Origin of the sequence: Pseudomonas kribbensis (assembly GCF_003352185.1) — a bacterium.
Classification (GTDB): Bacteria; Pseudomonadota; Gammaproteobacteria; order Pseudomonadales; family Pseudomonadaceae; genus Aquipseudomonas; species Aquipseudomonas kribbensis.
The window spans coordinates 3,086,609-3,107,525 of record NZ_CP029608.1 but is presented as its reverse complement, the minus strand read 5'-3'; the positions used below and the strand labels follow the sequence as shown (position 1 = coordinate 3,107,525).

12 protein-coding genes are annotated in these 20,917 nt (G+C 62.1%); 3 read left to right on the top strand and 9 right to left on the bottom strand.

What is annotated here, in order from left to right; genetic code table 11:
• The first annotated feature begins 62 nt into the window (after positions 1–62).
• Positions 63–1,217, top strand: coding sequence for a MalY/PatB family protein (locus DLD99_RS14115; protein ID WP_114882927.1), 1,155 nt, complete (start codon positions 63–65; stop codon positions 1,215–1,217).
• Between the two features lie 141 nt (positions 1,218–1,358).
• Positions 1,359–2,702: a cation:proton antiporter gene (locus DLD99_RS14110; RefSeq protein WP_114886687.1), complete on the top strand. Its 1,344-nt coding sequence runs from the start codon at positions 1,359–1,361 to the stop codon at positions 2,700–2,702.
• A gap of 2 nt (positions 2,703–2,704) precedes the next feature.
• Here the strand turns inward: DLD99_RS14110 and DLD99_RS14105 are convergent, their stop codons facing one another.
• From DLD99_RS14105 to DLD99_RS14095, 3 genes are read right to left on the bottom strand one after another with little or no spacing between them, the layout of a single operon-like run.
• The gene (locus DLD99_RS14105; protein ID WP_114882925.1) at positions 2,705–4,624 is read right to left on the bottom strand and encodes a hybrid sensor histidine kinase/response regulator; all 1,920 of its coding nucleotides are present in this window, start codon (positions 4,622–4,624) and stop codon (positions 2,705–2,707) included.
• A 10-nt stretch (positions 4,625–4,634) separates the two neighbouring features.
• Positions 4,635–6,953 (bottom strand): ATP-dependent DNA helicase, encoded by a 2,319-nt coding sequence (locus tag DLD99_RS14100; protein WP_114882922.1) that lies wholly within the window; start codon positions 6,951–6,953, stop codon positions 4,635–4,637.
• Positions 6,950–8,602 carry a VRR-NUC domain-containing protein gene (locus DLD99_RS14095; protein WP_114882920.1) on the bottom strand — a complete coding sequence of 551 codons (1,653 nt, stop codon included), beginning with the start codon at positions 8,600–8,602 and terminating at the stop codon, positions 6,950–6,952. Before DLD99_RS14095 ends, DLD99_RS14100 begins: the two co-directional genes overlap by 4 nt.
• Before the next feature lie 198 nt (positions 8,603–8,800).
• On the opposite strand from DLD99_RS14095, the gene DLD99_RS14090 reads away from it, so the two are divergent.
• Positions 8,801–9,025, top strand: a complete 225-nt coding sequence (locus DLD99_RS14090; protein WP_085709821.1) for a YgdI/YgdR family lipoprotein — start codon at positions 8,801–8,803, stop codon at positions 9,023–9,025.
• A gap of 58 nt (positions 9,026–9,083) precedes the next feature.
• Here DLD99_RS14090 and DLD99_RS14085 read toward each other — a convergent pair whose 3' ends face one another.
• From DLD99_RS14085 to DLD99_RS14060, 6 genes are all read right to left on the bottom strand, one after another.
• On the bottom strand, positions 9,084–9,458 hold the full coding sequence (locus DLD99_RS14085) for a hypothetical protein (protein WP_085709820.1): 375 nt from the start codon (positions 9,456–9,458) through the stop codon (positions 9,084–9,086).
• Between the two features lie 163 nt (positions 9,459–9,621).
• Positions 9,622–11,475, bottom strand: a complete 1,854-nt coding sequence (locus DLD99_RS14080) for a polyurethane esterase (protein WP_114882918.1) — start codon at positions 11,473–11,475, stop codon at positions 9,622–9,624.
• Between the two features lie 150 nt (positions 11,476–11,625).
• The gene (locus DLD99_RS14075) at positions 11,626–13,314 is read right to left on the bottom strand and encodes a polyurethane esterase (RefSeq protein ID WP_114882916.1); all 1,689 of its coding nucleotides are present in this window, start codon (positions 13,312–13,314) and stop codon (positions 11,626–11,628) included.
• 57 nt (positions 13,315–13,371) lie between these two features.
• Positions 13,372–16,458, bottom strand: a complete 3,087-nt coding sequence (locus DLD99_RS14070) for an autotransporter serine protease (RefSeq protein ID WP_114886685.1) — start codon at positions 16,456–16,458, stop codon at positions 13,372–13,374.
• 98 nt (positions 16,459–16,556) lie between these two features.
• Positions 16,557–19,508: an autotransporter serine peptidase EprS gene (gene eprS / locus DLD99_RS14065; RefSeq protein WP_114882914.1), complete on the bottom strand. Its 2,952-nt coding sequence runs from the start codon at positions 19,506–19,508 to the stop codon at positions 16,557–16,559.
• A 42-nt stretch (positions 19,509–19,550) separates the two neighbouring features.
• On the bottom strand, positions 19,551–20,915 hold the full coding sequence (locus DLD99_RS14060; protein WP_114882912.1) for a TolC family outer membrane protein: 1,365 nt from the start codon (positions 20,913–20,915) through the stop codon (positions 19,551–19,553).
• Positions 20,916–20,917 lie beyond the last annotated feature (2 nt).

The following is a 20,917-nucleotide window of genomic DNA, read 5'->3' as shown; positions in this document are numbered from 1 at the left end:
CCCGCAGGGGATGGAGGTTTATCATCGCCGGCACGACCCATCTCCGCCCTCAGAGACCGCGCATGATTTTCGATTTTGATCAGGTATTCGACCGCCACGACACCGGCAGCACCAAGTGGAGCCGCTATGCGGCCGATGTGTTGCCGATGTGGGTCGCTGACATGGATTTCGCGGCACCGCCGGTGGTCATCGAGGCGCTGCAACAGCGTCTGCTGCACCCCTTGGTCGGCTACAGCGTCGCCCAGGACAATTTGCGCGAGGCCATCGTCGCCGACCTCTGGAACAAGTTCGCCTGGCGGGTCAAACCGCAGGAGCTGATTTTCCTGCCGGGCGTCGAGTCGGGTTTCAACATGGCGCTCAAGGCGCTGGTGCAACCGCAACAGAATGTCGTGGTGCAAACCCCGAACTACCCGCCGCTGCGCCATGCACCGGGCCATTGGGGCCTGAACAAGGTCGAGCTGGAATTCAACGCCCTGGCCGACGGCACCTACGCCACGCCGCTGGACGCCTTGCGTGAATCCCTCACCGGTGGCGGCGCCCTGCTGCTGAGCAACCCGCACAACCCGATCGGCAAGGTCTTCGACCGTGAAGAACTGCAAGCGGTGGCCGACATCTGCATGGCGCAGGACGCCTGGATCATCTCCGACGAAATCCACGCCGAGCTGTGCTACGACGGTCGCGTGCACATTCCGACCGCGTCCCTGAGCCCGGAAATCGCCCAACGCACCATCACCCTGATGTCGGCGAGCAAGGCCTACAACATTGCCGGTCTCAAGACCTCGTTCATGATCATCCAGGACAGCGCCCTGCGCGAGCGCGTCAACCACGCCCGTTGCGGCATGGTAGACAGCGTCAATCCGCTGGGCATGGAAGCCACCCGCGTGGCGTACAGCGAAGCCGGGCCGTGGCTGAAAGAACTCAAGCAATACCTGCAAGCCAATCGTGACTGGCTGGTGGACGCGGTTCGCAGTCGTCTGCCCGGCGTAACGATCAACGTGCCGCAGGGCACTTATCTGGCGTGGCTCGATTGCTCGGCCCTGGGCCTGGACAATCCGCAACAGTTCTTCCTCGAACAGGCTCGCGTCGGACTCAGCCCGGGCATCGATTTCGGTGACCAGAGCCAGCAATTCGTGCGCCTGAACTTCGGTTGCCCGCGTTCGTTGCTGGAAGAAGGCATTGCGCGGATGGAGCGTGCGCTGGTCCAGCGCCAGGCCTGAGTCATCGCGTCAATCACGGCGGGCGCCGTGCAAACCAGTGCCCGCCGCCTCTTCCCCGAGAAAAACTGAACCGTCGCCGCGAGCACCTCTCCATACTTCATGGCCCTGTCGGGTCGCGATGGTCAGGGCGGGCCGCGAACCATGACATTCATTATCTGGGTAACGGTGCTGGGCGCCGTCCTGCTGATGCTGGCGTTGACCTCGTCGTACCTGCGCTGGATGCCGGTCACGACGTCGGCCGTGTGCCTGTTGCTCGGCATCGGTATCGGCCCGAGCGGGCTTGATCTGCTGAAACTGCCGCTGGAACATGCCGCCTCGTGGATGGAGCACCTGACCGAAGTCGCGGTGCTGTTTTCGCTGTTCGTCTGCGGTTTGAAATTGCGGCTGCCGTTGCGCGACAAGCGCTGGCGGATAGCCTTCGGTCTGGCAGGCCCGGTGATGGTGTTGACGATCATCGGCGTCAGCCTGCTGCTGCATTACGCTCTGAAACTGTCGTGGGGGCCGTCGTTGCTGATCGCTGCGATATTGGCGCCCACCGACCCGGTGCTGGCGGCGCTGGTGCAGGTCAACGATGCGCGGGATGTCGACAGCGTGCGCTTGGGACTGTCCGGCGAGGCCGGGCTGAATGACGGCGTGGCGTTTCCCTTTGTGATCCTCGGGCTGTTGCTGCTGCAAGGCGATGGCCTGGCCGCGCAATGGAGCCACTGGGTATTGCGCGATCTGCTCTGGGCGGTCCCTGTCGGTCTGCTCACGGGTTACTGGATGGGCCGAGGCCTGGGTCGGGCCACGCTCGCGTTACAGACGCGCAATGAAGACAGCACCGTCAGCCCGAACGACTATCTGGCACTGGCCTTGATCGCACTGGCTTTTGTGGTGGCCGAGTCCTTGGGCGGCTACGGCTTTCTCTCGGTGTTCGCCGCCGGGCTGGGCCTGCGTCAGGAGGAAGTGAAGTCCACCGGCGCCCATCAGCCGCCGGCCGAGCATCTGGTGCAACCGGTGGTCGGTCACCAGAACGTCGAACCGCAGCACGCCGTGCATGGCGACACAGAAGGCCTGGAAGGCAGTCAGGTGGCCGCCGGGATCATGATGGGCGACATGCTCGCCTTCGGCGGTCTGGTGGAGCGGGCCATGGAAGTGTTTCTGGTGACCCTGCTCGGCGTGGTGCTGGTCACCCACTGGGACTGGCGGGCGCTGTGGGTCGGCGCTGTGCTGTTTTGTGTCATCCGCCCGGCCTGTGTGGCGTTGATGCCATGGGGATCGCTGCTGGCGTGGCGTCAGCGAATGTTGATCGGCTGGTTCGGCATTCGTGGCATCGGCAGCCTGTTCTATCTGTTTTACGCCTTGAACCACGGCCTGGGCGAGACACTGGCCGCGCAGTGTACCGATCTCACCCTTTCAGTCGTGGCCCTGAGCATTTTGCTGCACGGCATCAGCACCCAGCCGCTCCTTGCCCGTTACGAACAGCGTAAACAAGCTGATGCCTGACCTCACTTCATCGACTGGGCGATGATCTCCACCAGTTGCATCTGATTGAACGGTTTCGACAGCCGTGGCAGTTGTGCCGCAAAACCTTCGAGGCGCTCGGCATAACCGGTGGCCAGGATGATCGGCAAATCCGGCTTGAGCACGCGCACGGCATGGGCCAGCTGCGCGCCGTTCATTTTCGGCATGGCCATGTCGGTGATCATCAAGTCGATCACTTCCCCTTGGTCAAACAACTCCAGTGCCTGCGCACCGGAGGCCGCTCCGATGACCCGATGCCCCAGATCCTCCAGCAACAGGCTGGTGCTGGTGCGCACCAGGCTGTCGTCGTCCACCACCAGCACGCTGAGTCGCGGCACCGACGCCATGGACGGCCTCGGGCTCAGGGGCTTGGCCGTCATCCCGTCGACGGCGACCGGCAGCCAGAGCTCGGCGCAAGTGCCCTGTCCCTTCACGCTTTTGAGTATGAAACGGCCGCCCAACTGTTCGATGAAACCATGCACCATCGACAACCCCAGCCCGGTGCCCTTGCCCAGGCCTTTGGTGGTGAAGAACGGATCGGTCGCCGAGGCCAGCGTCGCGTCGTCCATGCCTTCACCGGTATCGGTCACGCTCAGGCAGACATAGCGTCCCGCAGCGAGTGTTGACTGGCTCTGCTGCAAAACCACTCGCGGCTCGGCACCGATGACCACGCTGCCGCCCTCGGGCATTGCATCGCGGGCGTTGGTAGCCAGGTTGAGTACCGCCAGTTCGAGCTGGTTGGTGTCGGCGAGCACCGCTTCAAGATCGTCGGGAAACTGCGTTTCGATGCGAATCCCCGGCCCCAGTGAACTGCGCAACAGACCGGTGATGCCTTGCACCAGTTTCGGGATGTCCACGGGTTCGGTCTTGAGTTCCTGGCGCCGGGCGAAGGCGAGCATGCGCTGGGTCAGTGACACGCCTCGCAGCGCGCCCTGGGTGGCATTTTCCAGCAGACGGCTGACCTTCGGGTCGTCGCCGACGCGTTTACGCACGATTTCCAGATTGCCGAGGATCACGGTCAGCAGATTGTTGAAATCATGGGCGATACCGCCGCTGAGTTGGCCGATGGCCTGCATCTTCTGCGCCTGGAAAAGTGCCTCTCGGGTTTGCTCCAGTGCCAGTTGCGCCTGGTGGGCTTCGGTCACATCACGGGTGATCTTGGCAAAACCGAGCAACGTTCCGGTTTCACCGCGAATCGCATCGACCACCACGTGGGCCAGAAACCGCGTGCCGTCCTTGCGCAGACGCCAGCTCTTGTTCTCGAAGCGGCCCTCACGCACGGCGGTTTCCAGCGCCCGTTGCGGCTCACCGATCTCGCGATCCTCCGGGGTGTAGAACATCGAGAAATGCTTGCCGATGACTTCGTTGGGCGCATAGCCCTTGATCCGTTGCGCGCCGGGGTTCCAGTTGGTCACGCGGCCTTCCGGGCTGAGCATGTAGATGGCGTAGTCGGTAACGCCCTGCACCAGCAGGCGGAACTGCTGTTCGCTTTGCTTGAGGGTTTCTTCGGCCATCTTGCGGTCGGTGAGGTCGCGGGTGATTTTCGCGAAGCCGAGCAGTTGCCCGTCCGGGCTGTAGATCGGGTCGATCACCACGTGGCACCAGAAATGCGTGCCGTCCTTGCGTACTCGCCAGCCTTCGCCTTCGAACCGTCCTTCGCGGATCGCCGTATCCAGTGCCCGTTGCGGCATGCCGACGGCGCGGTCTTCATCGGTGTAGAAGCGCGAAAAGTGCTCGCCGAGAATCTCGGCTTCCTCATAACCCTTGAAGCGTTTGGCCCCGGAGTTCCAGCTGGTGATGATGCCGCCGGGGTCGATCATGTAGATCGCATAATCGACCACGGCATCGATCAACAGGCGAAAGCGCATTTCTTCGATCGCAGCGGACTTCTTGTTCTCGCTCATCAGGCTTGGCTCAAAGCAGATTTTCAATAACAGGAGTATGCGTCAAACCGGCGGATTGAAAAGCTGCATCTGCGTGATCGAGCTGCCACCAGCGCGGCAACAGCTGCTGGATGCGGCTCTCGGCAAAGCGATCGTCGATCAGCATGACCACGCCGCGATCCTGCTGGGTTCGGATCACCCGCCCGGCTGCCTGCACCACTTTCTGCATGCCGGGGAACAGGTAGGTGTAGTCATATCCGGCGCCGAAAATCGCTGCCATGCGCCGTTTCATCTGTTCATTGACCGGGTTGAGCTGTGCCAGACCCAGCGTGGCGACAAAGGCACCGATCAACCGGGCTCCGGGCAAATCGATGCCTTCGCCGAATGCACCGCCGAGTACGGCGAACCCGACGCCCTGGCTGTGGGCCGTGAACTGATCGAGAAAGGCCTGCCGCTGCCCTTCAGCCATGCCCCGTGATTGCTGCCAGATTGAAATGTGCGGATGCCGTTCAGCGAGCAACTGCGCGACCTGTTGCAGGTAATCGAAGCTGCTGAAGAACGCCAGATAGTTGCCCGGACGCTCGGCGAACTGGCGGGCGATCAGTTCGACAATCGGCGCCAGTGACGCCTGACGATGAGTGAACCGGGTGGAAATCTGGCTGACGATCCGCACCTGCAACTGTTCGGCGCTGAACGGCGATTCAACGTCGATCCACACCGTGTCGGCCGGAGTGCCGAGCAGGTCGGCGTAATAGTGACGCGGGCTGAGGGTCGCGGAAAACAGCACGCAACTGCGGGCCGCTTTCAGGCGCGGGCCGAGCAGCGCGGCGGGCACCACGTTGCGCAGGCACAGTTGCGACAGCGGACGTTTGCGGTCGAGTTCGCGCTTGCTGATGTCGAACAGATAGTTCTCGTCGAACAACTCCGCGACCCGGCCGAATTGCAGCATCTCGAACCAGGCATTCTGCAAGCCGCTGTCGAGCCCTTGCGGGTGATCATTGAGGTAATCGCCAATGCTTGCGCTGCACGACGTGATCGCCTGCAGCAGTTTTTCCGGTGCCTTGTCGTAGGCCTGATACGGCGCCAGTTGTGCGTTGTGCAAGGCATTCCATTCACGGTTGACCCGTTGCAGGGGCTTCTTCAACGCCTCGGGTGCGGTTTTGCGCACGCTGTTGAAGACTCCCTGATCGAGGGTGGCGCTGTACATCTGCCGCCCGCGTTCGACCAGGTTATGCGCCTCGTCCACCAGCACCGCGACCTTCCATTGATTGAGCTGGGCCAGGCCGAACAGCAGCGCGGTGAAGTCGAAGTAATAGTTGTAGTCCGCGACCACCACATCGGCCCAGCGTGCCATTTCCTGGCTCAGGTAGTACGGACATACCGAGTGCTGCGCGGCGACTTCACGGATTGCCGCCTGATCCTGCAACTTCAATTGACTGGCGGCTTTACGAGCCGCCGGCAACCGGTCATAGAAGCCTTGAGCCAACGGGCAGGATTCGCCGTGACAGGCCTTGTCGGGATGCTCGCAAGCCTTGTCCCGGGCGACCATCTCCAGCACCCGCAACGGCAGGGTTGCGTGGTGATCGAACAGCACTTGCGCCGAGTCCAGCGCCAGTTTGCGCCCCGGGGTCTTGGCGGTGAGGAAATACACCTTGTCCAGCTGCTGCGGCGCCAAGGCCTTGAGCATCGGGAACAGCGTGCCCAGGGTCTTGCCGATGCCGGTGGGCGCCTGGGCCATCAGGCAGCGGCCGGTACTGACGGCCTTGAACACCGACTCGGCAAGATGACGCTGGCCGGGGCGGAAACTGTCATGGGGAAAGCCCAGTTGCTGCGCCGCCTGATTACGCGCTTCACGGTGGGCCATTTCCTGCTCGGCCCATGCCAGGAACAAGCCGCACTGTTGTTCGAAAAACTCGCGCAATGCTTCAGCACTGAAGGCTTCGACCAGGCAGGTTTCCTTTTCGCTGACGATGTCGAAATACACCAGCGCCAGGTTGATCTGTTCCAGCTGCAACCGGCGGCACATCAGCCAGCCGTAGATTTTCGCCTGCGCCCAATGCAGCGCGCGGTGATTGGCGGGTTGTTTGCTCAGGTCGCCACGGTAGGTTTTGACTTCCTCCAGGCAGTTCTGCGTCGGGTCGTAGCCGTCCGCCCTGCCCTTGACCTTCAAGGTGCGGAACTCGCCTTCCAGCGCCACTTCGCTTTGGTAGGCATCATTACGCCGCGAGGCGACGGTGCGGTGACCGGCGATGCCCTCCAGCGCGGTGGGCGACGGCGTGAAGCGCAAGTCGAGGTCGCCGCTCTTGGCGGTGAATTCGCACAACGCCCGCACCGCGATGCTGTAGCTCAAGCGCCCTGCTCCGCCCATTGCACGTAACACACCGCCACCGGCATCTGGTGCGTGTGGCAGAACTCCAGCCAGCGCAGTTGATTGTCCTGCAAGCGGTCGCCGGGACCTTTGACCTCGATCATCCGGTAGGTCTTGTGCTGCGGCCAGAACTGGATCAGGTCCGGCATGCCGGCGCGATTGGCCTTGATGTCCAGCAACAGCCGATTGAACCAGTGCTTGAGGTGCTCGGCCGGCAGGCAGGTCAGCGCTTGTTCCAGCAGTTCTTCATTGAGTGCGCCCCAAAACACGAACGGCGACTGAATGCCCCACTTGGCGGCAAACCGTGTACGGATGGTGTCGGCATAACGGCCGTCGTCGAGTTCCGCCAGGCAGACTTCGAACAGCTCGGCCCGACGTCCCTGGAAATCCTCATGGAGCAAATCTGCCGGCCCGCGCTGGAACGGATTGAAAAACGCCCCCGGCAGCGGTGCGAAAATCGCCGGCCAGCACAGCAGGCCGAACAGCGAGTTGATCAGGCTGTTCTCGACGTAATGCACGGGGCCGGCGTCCTCATGCAGATGCGCCTGCACGTGATACTCCACCGACAGCGCCGGATCGAGCCGAGGCAGATGCAGATCCAGACGCTCCACAGGTTTTGGCGCCACGCGTTTGAGCGCCGGTCCGCCGAGTTTGCGCCGCAGACGTGGCAGCGCCCGTTGCAGGCCCTGTTGTTCGGCGGCGCTTTCCGGCGCCTGTTCAGCCAGCGTGCCCAGCTCCAGCGCCAGGGCATATTCACCGCAGCGTTCCAGCACCCGGATCATCCGCAACCGCGCGCCGGGATAGGCACAGCCGCGATAAAGGCTCAGGGCCAGGGCAAATTCCGCGATGCGTTCGCAATGCTGGCCGATCTGGAACAGCAGCTTGCCGAGCCGACGCTGCAACCACGGGTTGTCGAATTGCAAAGCGCTAAGCTCTTCGGCAATCGGCTCGATCGCCTCACCCGCCTCGAAACGCTGCTGGCAATCGTGCAGGAACAGACAGGCATCGACGTCGGCACGGCTGCGCAGGCCTCGGGAATCGGCGCTGAGCTCGACTTTTTCGTAGGTGTAGATTCCAAGGTCAGCGAGGACAAACTCCGACCAGTCCTGGTACAGATTGCCGAAGAACATCAGGCGAAACCGGTCGCACAGGTCCATCAGCGTCAGGCTGAACAATCGGTCTGCAATCGCCGGGCACCAGTCATGCCAGCAACGTGACTCGGGAAACTGCTCGTGCAGGTTCGGCAACCAGTCGACCTTGCGACCCTTTGGATCATCGATGGCCGGGCCGAAGGCTTGTACGACTTCAGCCTTCAGCAGCAGATCGAACAGCTCCGGCATCGTCAACAGCGCTTGCTCGTCCAGCCAGCCATGATCGAGCAACGGCTGCGCGGCTGATGCAATGTCGCCAATTTCCGGATAGTTAAGTTTGCCCGCCCGAAAATGCACGCCCTTGCGCATCACCATCCGCACCAGCAAACCCTGGGAGCCGCGCGGCAGTGACTTGAAGTCGCGAATGAAGGCATGCTCCGTTTCGCTCATCACGTCGGCATAACGAAGCTCAAGCCAGTCAAGCACTTGCCGGAAGTTGTTGAGGTAATAGAACGGATCGTCGAGGGGGCTGGAAGTCACGGTGATAGCGGGCCATGGCAAGCGAATACTGGTTATGCGTACAGATACCAGTTCTGCCCCGACGGGCGCAAACGGAAAAGGATCAGTGGCATCCGCGATTGAGGTTTTTTCGCCAGTCCATCGAACTTTTACCGGGGATTTGGCACCAACCGCGTTAGAGGACCGACACCGGTCGAAATGAATGAGGAAATACCGGGTATGAATTTCAAGACGTTGTTTATGCCGATGACCGTCGTTGCGCTGATGGCGCTGGCCGGTTGCTCCACCCCGACTGTGGTGACCTTGCAGAACGGTACGCAATATCTGACCAAGGACATGCCGAAAACCAAGTCCGAGGACGGCTTCTATGAGTTCCGGGACATTTCCGGCGCGAAGATCCGGGTCAAGGCCGATGAAGTCGCCACGGTGCGTAAGGAAGACTGACGATTACCCCAACAAAAAAGGCTGCAATCCTGTAGGAGCGCAGCCTTTTTTGCATTTTTCAGCGGGGTAACGCCATGCCCGGCAGGGAGCCGTCGCAGTTCAACGCGCGCTCACCGCGCCGGACCATTTCTTCCTGCAGGCGCTGGCAACGTTGGCGCTCCTGTTGCGCCATGCGGTCGATGCTCAGGTTGCCGGTCATTTCGGGCTCATTGTTTTCGCCGATGCGAACGGTCACGAACGGTTGTTCGGGCTGGATATGAAAGCGGCTTTTCTCTTCGACCGGCTCGCTGTTCTCGGTGGGTGCCGGTTTCGGCAATTCATCGGAGCTGACACCGTAGCGGCTCAGAATCGAGCTGTGAGGCAAATCGGCCCAGACATTGGCCGACAGCAGCGCCAACCCGACAATACCGATATACCCCTTGAAACCTTTCACGTTTGAATCTCCTGTACTCAATGGCGGCTTGCCCATACATGACGAGTGCGCATGCGATGGCTTTAGTCCGCGTTTCCTGTTGGTGCAGGGGTTTGAGTCAGGTAGTGGCCAATGAGTCACTTTTGATGTGGAGAGGGAAAGAATTCCCTCTCCACCGTCACGATCAGGCGATCACGATGCCATCAGCACTGAGACTGTTCAGCGAAACCCCGACCAGCGTCACCGAATCAGCACCAAACTTCAGCACCGTATCCTGCCCCACCGACGTGGCATGGGCGCGGAAGTCATCGCCCGGCAACACGCCCTGCACGCCGAGGAACACCAGTTTGTCGTTGCCGTTGAAACCCACCACCCGATCCTGGCCGAATGCGCCGCTGAACAGGAACGTATCCGCCCCGCCGCCCGATTCCATCAGGTCATTGCCGGCGCCGCCGACGAACACGTCATTGCCCGCGCCACCGATCAAGTGATCGTTGCCGTCCAGGCCAAACAACCAGTCGCCACCGGCATGGGCCTTGAGGGTGTCGGCGCCGCTGGTGCCCTTCACGCTCGATTCGTACTGGGTGACGTTGTTGCCGACCTTCAGGCCATCGGCGGTCACGCTGTGGGTCACGTCGTCCTTGAACAGGCCCCAGAGGAAGCCCGGCTCCTTGGTGACGATGCTGCCGATGTCGCGGGTGATGCTGATTCCACCGTTGGCATCACGGATGTACAGGTTTCCGGCGCCGTCGTTGGCGAAGTCGAACTTGTTCACCGACTGCTGCAACTCGAGGGTGTTGTTGCCTGAACCGCCGAGGATGATGTTGTAGCCGCCGCTGTCGCGGAAGGTGTCGTTGCCGGCACGACCCTCCAGATAATCGTTGCCGCTGCCGCCCTGGATCAGATCGTTACCGTCGCTGCCGATGATGAAGGTGCTGCCCTTGTGGGGCTCGGCATTGCGGTTGAGGTCCTGTACCCAGGTGTTGGCCCGCGCCGGGTCCGACAGGTTGGCCACGATGATCGTCGAATCACGGCTGGTGAGGTCGTAGAACTTCGACTCGATGACCCGGTTCATGCCGTCGCCGTAAGCCGTCGGCAGGTGCGAGATCCAGGTCGGGATGTTGACGATCGAATACGGCAGCACGTTCCACGCGTTCGAGGCGTAGTGGTCGTTGAAGCTGACGATATTGTCGGTGGCCGAGACTTTCGATGCGTCGTGTACGCCCAGCGATGCCCCGGTGAAGGTCGAGCCGTCGAGGGCGCGGAATACCGGGTCGTTCTCGTAGCCGACGTTGAGCACTTTGTCGGTGCTGCTCTGGGTTGGTGAGGCGTAGGCGATGTAGTTGGAGTCCTGGAAGAACCCGCCCCACTTGCTGCCGCTCAGGTCCGCCATGCTGTTGACCGCCAGGCCGCCGAGGCTGTGGCCGCTGATCAGCACGTCCTTGCCGGTGAGGCCGTTGGCCTTGGCGAACGCCACTACGTTGTTCATCAGATTGCCGAAGGCTTCGCCGACGTAGTTCTTGGCGTAATCCTTGGGGCCGAACGCGGCGAGCAGGTCATTGATGGCGTCGGCGATCGAGTCGCCAATCAGGATTTCCCGTGGGCCGCTGGTGCCGCGAAAGGCGATGCCGATTTCCGTGAGATGGCCCTGGGCGTCGTACTTGCCGAGGATTTCCACTTGGGCACTGGTGTAGCCGGGCTTTTCACCGAAGAAGGTTCCGCGCACGTCGGTCTTGCCGTCATAGCCCAGTTGCGAGGCAGTGATCGGTGTCCAACCGGCCTTTTTCACGGCGTCGAGGGCGAGTTTTTCCGAATCGGGATTCCACGGGAGTCCGGGAATCACCCCTTGAGAATCGGTGCCGCCGATCAGCGCACTGATCAGCGTGGCCGGCAGACCGAGGCCGAAGCCGTTGTGCTGATAGCCGACCGCGAAACCGTTGTCGAGGTTGTGATAGGAGTACAGCGTGATGGCCATGGCATCGCTGAACAACGCCTTGGAATCCGCTGTGTTGAAGTTCTTGTAGTCATACACACCCATTGCTGTTGCCTCTCTCTTTGTTGGAATTATTCAGAGATAGCTCACAACCAGAACGCCCCTCTCGGGGCGCCCCGGAGCATTTCCTTACAACACTTCTGTCATGCAACTCCAATGGGAACCGCCGCAAGCCACGGTGGTTCCCGCACGGAATCAGGCGAACACGAAACTCGAGTCCGACAGGTTAGCCACACCCACCCCGATCAGGGTCACGGCATAGTCGCCAATCTTCAGCACGGTATCGGCGCCGGACTGCGAAGCATGTTGCTTGTAGTCGTAGCCCTGCCCCGCGCCCTGCACGCCCATGAACACCAGTTTGTCGCTGCCCTGGTAGCCATGGATCGAGTCGAAACCGAACGCGCCGCTGAACAGGAAGGTGTTGTTGCCACCCACCGCATTCATCACGTCGTTGCCGGCGCCGCCGACGAAAGTCACATGGGCCTTGTCGCTGAACAGGTGATCGTCGCCGCCCAGGCCGAACAGCCAGTCGCCGTCAGCGGTGGCTTTCAGCGTGTCGCCGAGTGCACCGCCGTTGAGCGAATGGTTGTACTGGGTCAGTTCGGCACCATTGGCCAGGCCTTTGCCAGTGACGGTCCAGGTGATTTCCTTGCTGCTCCACATCGAACCGGACTCTTTGCTCACGATTGCGCCGATGTCACGGGTCATGCTGATGCCGCCGTAGGCGTCGCGCACGTATAGCGTGCCGTCGCCGTCGTTGGCGAAGCTGAAGTTCTGCAACGGTTTCTGCAGGTCGAAGGTGTTGTGGCCCTGACCACCCAACAGAATGTTGAAGCCCCCGTCATCGCGGAACAGGTCATCGCCGGCACGACCCTCGAGGAAGTCGTTGCCCGCCCCGCCCTTTAGCCAGTCGTTGCTGTCAGTGCCGATGATGAAGGTGCTGCCGGTGTGCGGCTCGCCGCTGCGGCCCAGATCCTCGACCCAGGTCTTGCCCCGGGACGAGGCTTCCAGATTGGACACGATAATGGTCGAGTCCTGGCTGGTGAGGTTGTAGAACTTCGAATCGATCACCCGGTTCAGACCATCGGCATAGCCCAGCGAGCTGTGAGCCGACCAGTTCAGCGGGTTGACGATGCTGAACGGCACCAGGTTCTGCGCGGTAGAGGCGTAGTTCTCGTTGAAGTTGACGATGTTGTCGGTGGTCGAGTCGTGCGGCTTGTCGTGTTTGCCCATCGACGCCGTGCTGAACGTGGTGCCGTCGAGCACACGGAATACCGGATCGTTCTCGTAGCCGATGTTCAGCACGTTGGTGCCGGTGCTGCTCTGGGTCGGCGAGGCGAACGAAATGTAGTTGGCGTCCTTGAAGAAACCGCCCCAGTCGCTCGCGCTCAGCTCCGCGACGCTGTTGACCCCGAGGCCGCCGAGGCTGTGGCCGCTGATCAGCACGTCCTTGGCAGCGATGCCATGGGCCGAAGCAAACGCGGCGACGGATTTGAGCAGGTTGTCGAAGGCGTTCTTCGCGTAGTTCTTGGCGTAATCCACCGGCCCGATGGCGGCCAGCAGGTTGTTTTTCATGTCGCCAAAGGTGTCGCTGTAGCCCAGACCACCGGTGCCGCGAAAGGCCACACCGATGCCGATCAGCTTGCCGGCGGCGTCGTATTTGCCGAGCACTTCCGCCTCGGCGCTGGTGAAGCCGTCCTTCTCGCCGAAGAACGTCCCCTTCGCGTCGGTCTTGCCTTGATAACCCAGGGCCGAGGCGCCCAGTGGCGACCAACCGGTGCCGGGCAAAGGTTGCCCGGTCGGCGTGTAGGAATACAGCGTCAGCGCGATGGCATCGCTGTACAACGCTTTGCCGTCGGCATTTTTGTAATCGAACAATCCCATGTCGTGCTCTCTCTTCCTTTCAAAAACGGCAGTTCTCTGCAGAACTGCCGCTACACCCTAGAACTGCCAGTCCAGCGTCAGGCCCACACCGTGGTCCTTCTCGTTCGAACCGATCAGTCCGTTGTAGTCCAGGTTGACCCGGACATCGCGATTCAGCGCCAGCCCGGCACGCACGCCGACCACCGCTGCATCTCGATCCATCGACACACTTTGCACGTTGAACGCGCTGTTGCCATTGACAAAGGCCAAGTGGCTGTCGGAATCCACGCTGCTCAGGTTGTGCTGCCAGCCCAATGTCGCGCCCAGTTCCAGCTGATGTTTCTCGGACAGAGCAAACGTGCGCTTGGCGCGAACGCCGAGGGTCGACAGCACGGCGTCGCGGTTGTCTTCACCGCCCTTCAGTGCGGCGGCATCACCCTTTTCGGTGAAACTGTCGCTGTTCAGGTGCACGTAAGCCAGATTGGCGAACGGCTCCAGGTTCATCGGCTGCAGACCGAGATCGTAGGCAGCTTCTGTGAACAGTTGTGCGGTGGTCGCATCGCGTTTGGTTTTCTGCTTGCCGCTGACACCGGCAAATTGCAGGTCACGTTTGACGTCGATGCGATGCCAGCTGTAAGCCGCGCCGGCGGTCAGGCGCAGGGCATCGATCTGGTGCCCCAGGTACGTACCCAGGTGATAGCTGTCAATCGATGCCGACGAGTGCGTGCCGCTGCCCATGTTCAAAGAACTGTCGCTATAACCGGTAACGAAACCCAAGCGAGTATCTTCAGTAATCAGGCCATCGACACCGAGCAACAGTCCGCCAATGGAGCTGTTGGAGTTGGAATTTTCATGGCCGCCATCGGTCTTGCCCCAGGCACCGAGCACTTTGAACCAGGCATTGCTGCGGTCATCGGTCGGCGCACCGGCATCGAACAGATCCCGTTCGCGCAGGCGTTCACCCACCGCATCACGCAGGTAACGGCTGTCGTTGATCAGCAACGTGCCGATGGCCGGGTGGATCTCGCCGGACAGTTGCTGGAACGCGTCCTGCGCAACGGCAGCGGTCGGCGACAGCAGCAGGGTTTCGAACAACGCATTGCCCGCGCCCAGACGTTCGGCAGCCGCACCGACGGCGCGCTGGTTCGGGGTCAGGCCGACGCTGGCGAACGAAGCACCGTTACGCCCCACGTCCAGCTGAACACCGCCCGAGGAGTAATCGAGAGTGCCGCCGAGGAACGCATAGTTTGGCAAGACCTGACCAAAGCGCCCCTGAATGCCGCCCGCCGCCTGCAGAATGTTGAACTGGCTGCCCAGCAGCGTTTTAACTTCAGTCGTGGTCAACAGTGTCGGGCTGTTTTCCAGGGTCAGGGCGACCGTTGCGCCGTCAATGATTGCGGTGCCGCCAGCGACCACACGGTCGCTGCTGGTGGGCGAGACTTCCACGGCATAGGTCGAGCCCGGCTCGAAGGTCACGTCACCGGCCACGTTCAAGGTGCCGATGGAGTTGCCCGGCGCCACGATACCGCCGCTTTTCGCGGTCAGCGCGGCGATGTGCCCGTTACCGCCGAGAATGCCGCCGTCATTGACCGTGACCGCCGATTGCAGCGAGCCATTGATTGCCAGTCGGCCACCGTTCACCAGGGTCGGGCCGGTGTAGGTGTTGGCGCCGGTCATCACCAGAGTGCCGATGCCTTGTTTGGTCAGACCACCGTGGCCGGAAATGTCGTTACGCCAGGTGTCGAGCCCGCAGGTGATGTCGGTGCATACCCGCTGGGTGGGCTTGCCGGCGTCGATGATCGCGCCGATCCCCGGCAGATCCGCCACGAACTGGCTGGAACCGTAAGCGCCTTCGATGCGGAACTCGGCCGGGATGTCCTGCTCGGTGACGAACATCGCCGGCCCGTCGATGCCCTTGCGCAGGTTGATCATGCCCCAGCCGTACAGGGCGTCGATGCCCGGAGCGCCGAGGTCGGTGGCGGTGGTGCGCAACACGCTGGCGACCTGAGCGCCGGTCATGTACGGGAAGCGTTCCATCAGCACCGCCACGGCACCGGCCGCGTGTGGCGCGGCCATCGAAGTGCCGTTGTAGTTGGCATAGCCGGTGGTCAGATCGCTGGCGTTGGTGCCGCCGATGATCGAACTGTAGATCTGCGTACCCGGCGCCGAAACGCAGAAGCTCGCGGTGTAACCGCAGCGCGAGGAAAAGGTACTCATGATGTACGGGTTGGCGCTGGCCTGATCCGGGTTTCTTTGCAAAGCAGAGACGGTCATCCAGTTCGGCGCGATTTCCGGCACGAAGTAACCGAGGCCGGCGATGGCGTCCGGGTTGTTCAGGTTGTAGTCGTTACCCGCCGCGAAAATGGTCACGATCCCGCTGCGCGCGGCGGCGATTGCACCGTCATAGGCACCGCCAGGCTTGGTGCCGAGCAATGTGCGGATCTCGTTGAACTGCAATTGCGCGTCGTTGACGGTGAAGTGCGGGTACGCCGGGTTGCGGCCACCGAGGTCGAAACGGTCTGTGATACCGATGCCCCAGCTGTTGTTGATGATTCGCGCGCCACTGGCGATCAGGGCATCCCAGCCGGCTTTGTACACCGCGCCGTCGTTGCCGCGGACGATGCCGTCTTCCGGGCCCGGGTCGCCGTTGTCGGCGCTGATGATCTGCGCTCCGAACGCCACGCCGTGCATTGGCCCGCCGTCACGACTGCCCGCCGCGATACCGCCGACGTGAGTGCCGTGAGCGCCGAGTTTGCCGTTGGAGCCTACCGAGGGTGAACCGTCATAGAGGAAGGCATCCCCGGCTTTGACCGGAATGTACGGGTCGGTGTATTCGCGGATACCGCTGGTGACCAATGTGATCACTTTGTTCGGGCCGGAAAACTCCGGGTGTGCGGCATAGACCGGCTGGTCGAAGATCCCCAGTTTCACGCCTTTACCGGTATAGCCGGCGGCGTAGGCGTAATCCGCGCCGATCGCGCCCAGGCCCCAGTCTGCTTTGAACTCGGCACTGCGCCAACTGGCAGGGTCCCCTGCCCGGCCGTTTTCCACGTAGGGCGCGGCGTGTGCGCTGCCCCAGGTGGCCATGGCGCAGAGCAAGGCGCAGTTGAGGGTTTTCAGGCGAAAGCATCCACCCGATTGCGCGGGGGTGTTGTTGTTTTTCATCCAGCGACCTTCCTTAGTGATGTTGCACAAAATCCGTGTGTTCAGCATTTGATTGATCGTTCCCATGCAGGAGCGTGGGAGCGATCAATCACACTCCATCAGAACTGCCAGTTCAGGCTCAGGCCGACGCCGTGACTCTTCTCGCGGCTGGCCAGTTGTCCGTTGTAATCAAGGTTTACCCGTACGTCGCGGCTCAGGGCCAGGCTGGCCTGTACCCCCACCAGCGCGGCGTCGCGCACCAGCGGCGAACTTTCGACGCTGTACGGCGCGCTGCCGCTGGCGAAGCGCAAATGCTGTTCGGATTCGATGTCGGTGAGGCTGTGCTGCCAGCCGAGACGGCCACTGACATCGAGTTTCTGCGAGCCCGACAGGTTGATCGTCTTGATCGCCCTGACGCCGAGGGTGCTGAGCACCGCGTCACGCTGGTCGCCACTGCTTTTCAGCGCGGCAGCGTCGCCCTTTTCGGTGAAACCGTCGCTGTCCAGATGCACGTAGGCCAGATTGGCGAACGGCTCCAGAGCCAACGGTTGCACGTTCAGTCGGTAGGCCGCCTCGCCGAATACCTGAGTGGTGGCGGCATCGACCTTGGCTTTCTGTTTGGCGCTGACATCGCCGTATTGCAGGTCCCGTTTCACGTCGGCGCGATGCCAGCTGTAGGTCGCGCCGGTGCTCAAACGCCAGGCACCGATGTCATGCCCGGCATAGGCACCGAGGTGGTAGCTGTCGACCTTGGCCGAAGAGTGCGTGCCGGAACCCATGCTCAACGAACTGTCGCTGTAACCAGTGACCAGACCGATGCGGGTCTGCTCGTCCAGCGCACCGTCGACACCGGCCAGCAGGCCGCCAATCGAGGTGCTGTAGCCGGCGGTGTCGTGTCGCGAGTCGGTTGTGCCCCAGGCGCCGAGGGCCTTGACCCAGCCGTTGCCTTGGGCGCTGTTCGCGTCGTGCAGGCGTTCGCCGATGGCGTCGCGCAGCTGACGGCTGTCGTTGATCAGCACCAAACCGAGGGCCGGATAGATTTCCCCGCTCAATTGCTGGAAGGCTTGCTGTGCATCACTGGCAGTGGCGGACAGCAGCAGGCTTTCGTACACGGAATTGCCGGCGCCCATGACTTCGACGGCGCCGGCCACGGCCCGCTGGTTCGGCGTCTGGCCGACGCTGGCAAAAGACGTTGCGTTACGCTCGACACTCAGCATGATCCCGTTACCGGTGGACGCGAGGCTGCCACCGATGAACAGGTAGTCGGGCACCACCGCGCCGAACTGACCCTGAATACCGCCCGCCGCTTGCAGAATGTCGTACTGATGACCGAGCAGGCTTTTCGCTTCGGCGGTGCTGAGCAAGGTCGGGCTGTTTTCCAGTGACAGGCTGACGGTGGCGCCGCTGATGGTCGCGATGCCGCCGGCGACGATGCGGTCGCTGGCCGTCGGTGACAGCTCCACCGCGTAGGTCGAGCCCGGTGCGAAGGTCACGTCACCGGCCACATTCAAGGTGCCGATGGAGTTGCCCGGTGCCACACGACCGCCGCTATTGGCAGTCAGTGCGCCGATCCGCCCGGAACCGCCGAGGGTGCCACTGTCGTTGACCGTGACCGCCGATGTCAGCGAGCCGTTGACGCTCAGCAGGCCGCCATTGACCGTGGTCGGGCCGCGATAGGTGCTGTCGCCGGACAGGATCAAATGCCCGACGCCGGACTTGATCAGGCTGCCCTGATACACCCGACTGGCAGCCGCCGCCTCACGGGCCGTGCCGACGGCGTAATCAGTCTGGTCCTGTTGGCTGGCGCCGACCGGAACGCCGTTCTGCCAGCCCTTGTCCTGCAGGGTTTGCTGCCAGGCGGTGTGTTCGGCGAGGTCTTCGCTCTGGCGCTGGATCAGTGCCTTGTCGGAGATGTCGTTGCTCCACACATCGCGTTGCCCGGTGGCCAGATTTGCGTCGAACGCGCCAAGCAACTGCCCCGGCCCGCCCATCGCCCGCTTCAGGTTGGCCACACCCCAGCCGACCCGCTCGTTGGGTGCGTCGGTCACCGAGCCGTCGAGCTGGGTGGCGGTAGTCAGCAGCACTTCCAGCGCCTGCTGGTTGTTCATGTACGGGTAACGCTCCATCACCAGGGCCAGAGCGCCGGTTGCATGGGGCGCGGCCATCGAGGTGCCGGACTTGATCCCGTAGCCACCGTCGGGAACGGTGCTGTCGATCTTCGCCCCCGGCGTGGTGATGCACCAGTATTTGGCGATGCCGCACTGGTTGTATTTCTGCTGATTGCTTTGATCCAGCCCCGACACGGCCAGCCAGTGGCCTTCCAGATCCGGCTGAAAATACGGCAGTGCCGAGCGCACGCTGGCATTCGGATAACCACTGTTGCCGGCACTGAACACGTTGATCACACCGCGGCGCGAAACATCGGCGGCGGCATCGAGCCAGGTGCCCTTGTTCCAGTGCTGGGCGTAAGCCGCGTGCAGGTCCGCCAGGGTTCGATAGCTGACATCCGGCGGCTGGCTGCCCCAACTGTTGTTGATCGCCCGCACGCCGGCATCGGCCAGAGCGTCGTACACCGCTTTGAAGTAACGCGGGTCGGGATTGGGGCCGAACAGGAAACTATCGTTCTTGTTGGTGTTACCGACGTAGATCTGCGCATTGAACGCCACGCCGTGCATGCCGGTGCCGTCGCGAGAGGCGCCCATGGTGCCGACCACGTGAGTGCCGTGGGAATCGTTGTTCGGGTTGAGCGTACCGTTGACGTTGAACAGCGAACCATCGACATAGCTGCCGCTGGCCGACACCGGGTGATAACGGTCGCTGGCGAACTCGGGATGGGCCGCGTCGAAACCGGAATCCAGCGCGCCGATCTTCACACCCTTGCCGGTGATGCCGGCGGCGTAGGCCTGATCGGCCTGCATCCGGTCCAGTCCCCAGTCCCGCAGGAACTCGGCGGAACGCCAACTGGCGGCGTCGCCAGGTTTGCCAGACTCCAGGTATTGCGCCTGGGCCTGGCTGACAGAAATTGCGAGCAACAGGGTGCCGACCGATGCCGGCTTGAAGCGTACGTCCATGTTCACCACTCGTTTTTGTTGTTTGGTGTAAAAACTACGGTGTTATTGCGTCCGTGGGCCTTGCCCGAATGCTTCGTCCACCCGAGCCAGATCCTGCTCGCTCAAGGTGCCCGCGTAGTAATGCAACTTGGTCCAGGCCATGAGGTAGTCATAGCGTGCCTGGGCCAGATCGCGGCGGGTGGTAAACAGTTGTTGTTCGGCGTTCAGCGCGTCCAGGTTGGTCCGCTCACCGCCGAGAATGCTTTGTTTGGTCGACACCACCAGCGCTTCGGCCGAGGTCAGGGCTTTCTGGTAGGCGCGCAGTTTGTTGACGCCGGACAGACAGGCACTGAACTGGCGACGCAGCTCGATCAGGGTTTCGCGGGTCTTGCCGTCCAGCTCGAACTCGGCCTGTTCCATGGTGCGACTGGCCTGACGGGTCGATGCCGATACCCCGCCACCGGCGTACAACGGCACGTTGACTTCGATGCCGATGGTGTTGGTGTCGTAGCGCTGGTTATAGGTGTTGCCGCTTTCCGATTCGTTCTGGCGCATCGAGGCGTAGGCACTGACTTTCGGCAGGTGCCCGGCGCGGTTGCGCTCCACTTCATAACGGGCCACTTCCACGGCCTGACGCTGTGACGCCAGGTTCGGGTTGTTGCTGATCGCCAGTTCGTGCCAGGTGTCGTAGTTGGCCGGCATCAACGCAAAGGTCTGGAAGTTCTGGTCCAGGGGCGCCAGGTCAGAGATGTCCACTGCCGGCACACCGACCAGCGCACCCAGTTCACGCAGCGCCGCATCCTGTTCGTTGCGGGCCTCGATTTCCTCAGCGGTCGCCAGCTCATAGCGCGACTCGGCTTCGAGAATGTCGGTCCGTGTGCCTTCGCCCTGTTTGAACATGTGCTCGTTCTGCTGGAACTGCTGCTCGTACGCCTTCTTCTTGGCCTGGGCGATGTCGATCTGATCTTGAGCGAACAAGGCCTTGGTGTAGTTGTCCAGCACCCGCACCAGCAGTTCCTGGCTCTTGCCCCGGAAGTTCTCGTCGGCAAACAGCGACTGCGCCACACCTTTGCGATACGCGGCGTAGGCCTCGTAGTCGAGCAACGGTTGTTGCAGGGTCAGGTTGGAGCCGTAACTGTTGTAGTTGCGGTTTTCAGTAAAGTTGCCGCGATCGGTGAGCTGCGTAACCTTCGAGGTGTTGTGGCCCTTGTTGTAGTTGTAACCGACTTTCGGCAACAACCCGGCGCGGCCAATGGCCCGGTTTTCAAGGCCTGCATCGCGTTCCTTGATCGCGCCGAGGAACACCGGGTCGTTGCGTAATGCCTGTTCGTAGATTTCGAACGGCCCCATGGCCGCCACCGCACTGTTGCCCGCGAGCAGCGCGAACGCTGCCGCCAGCATGGAAAGCTTATTCATACAGCCGAACATCC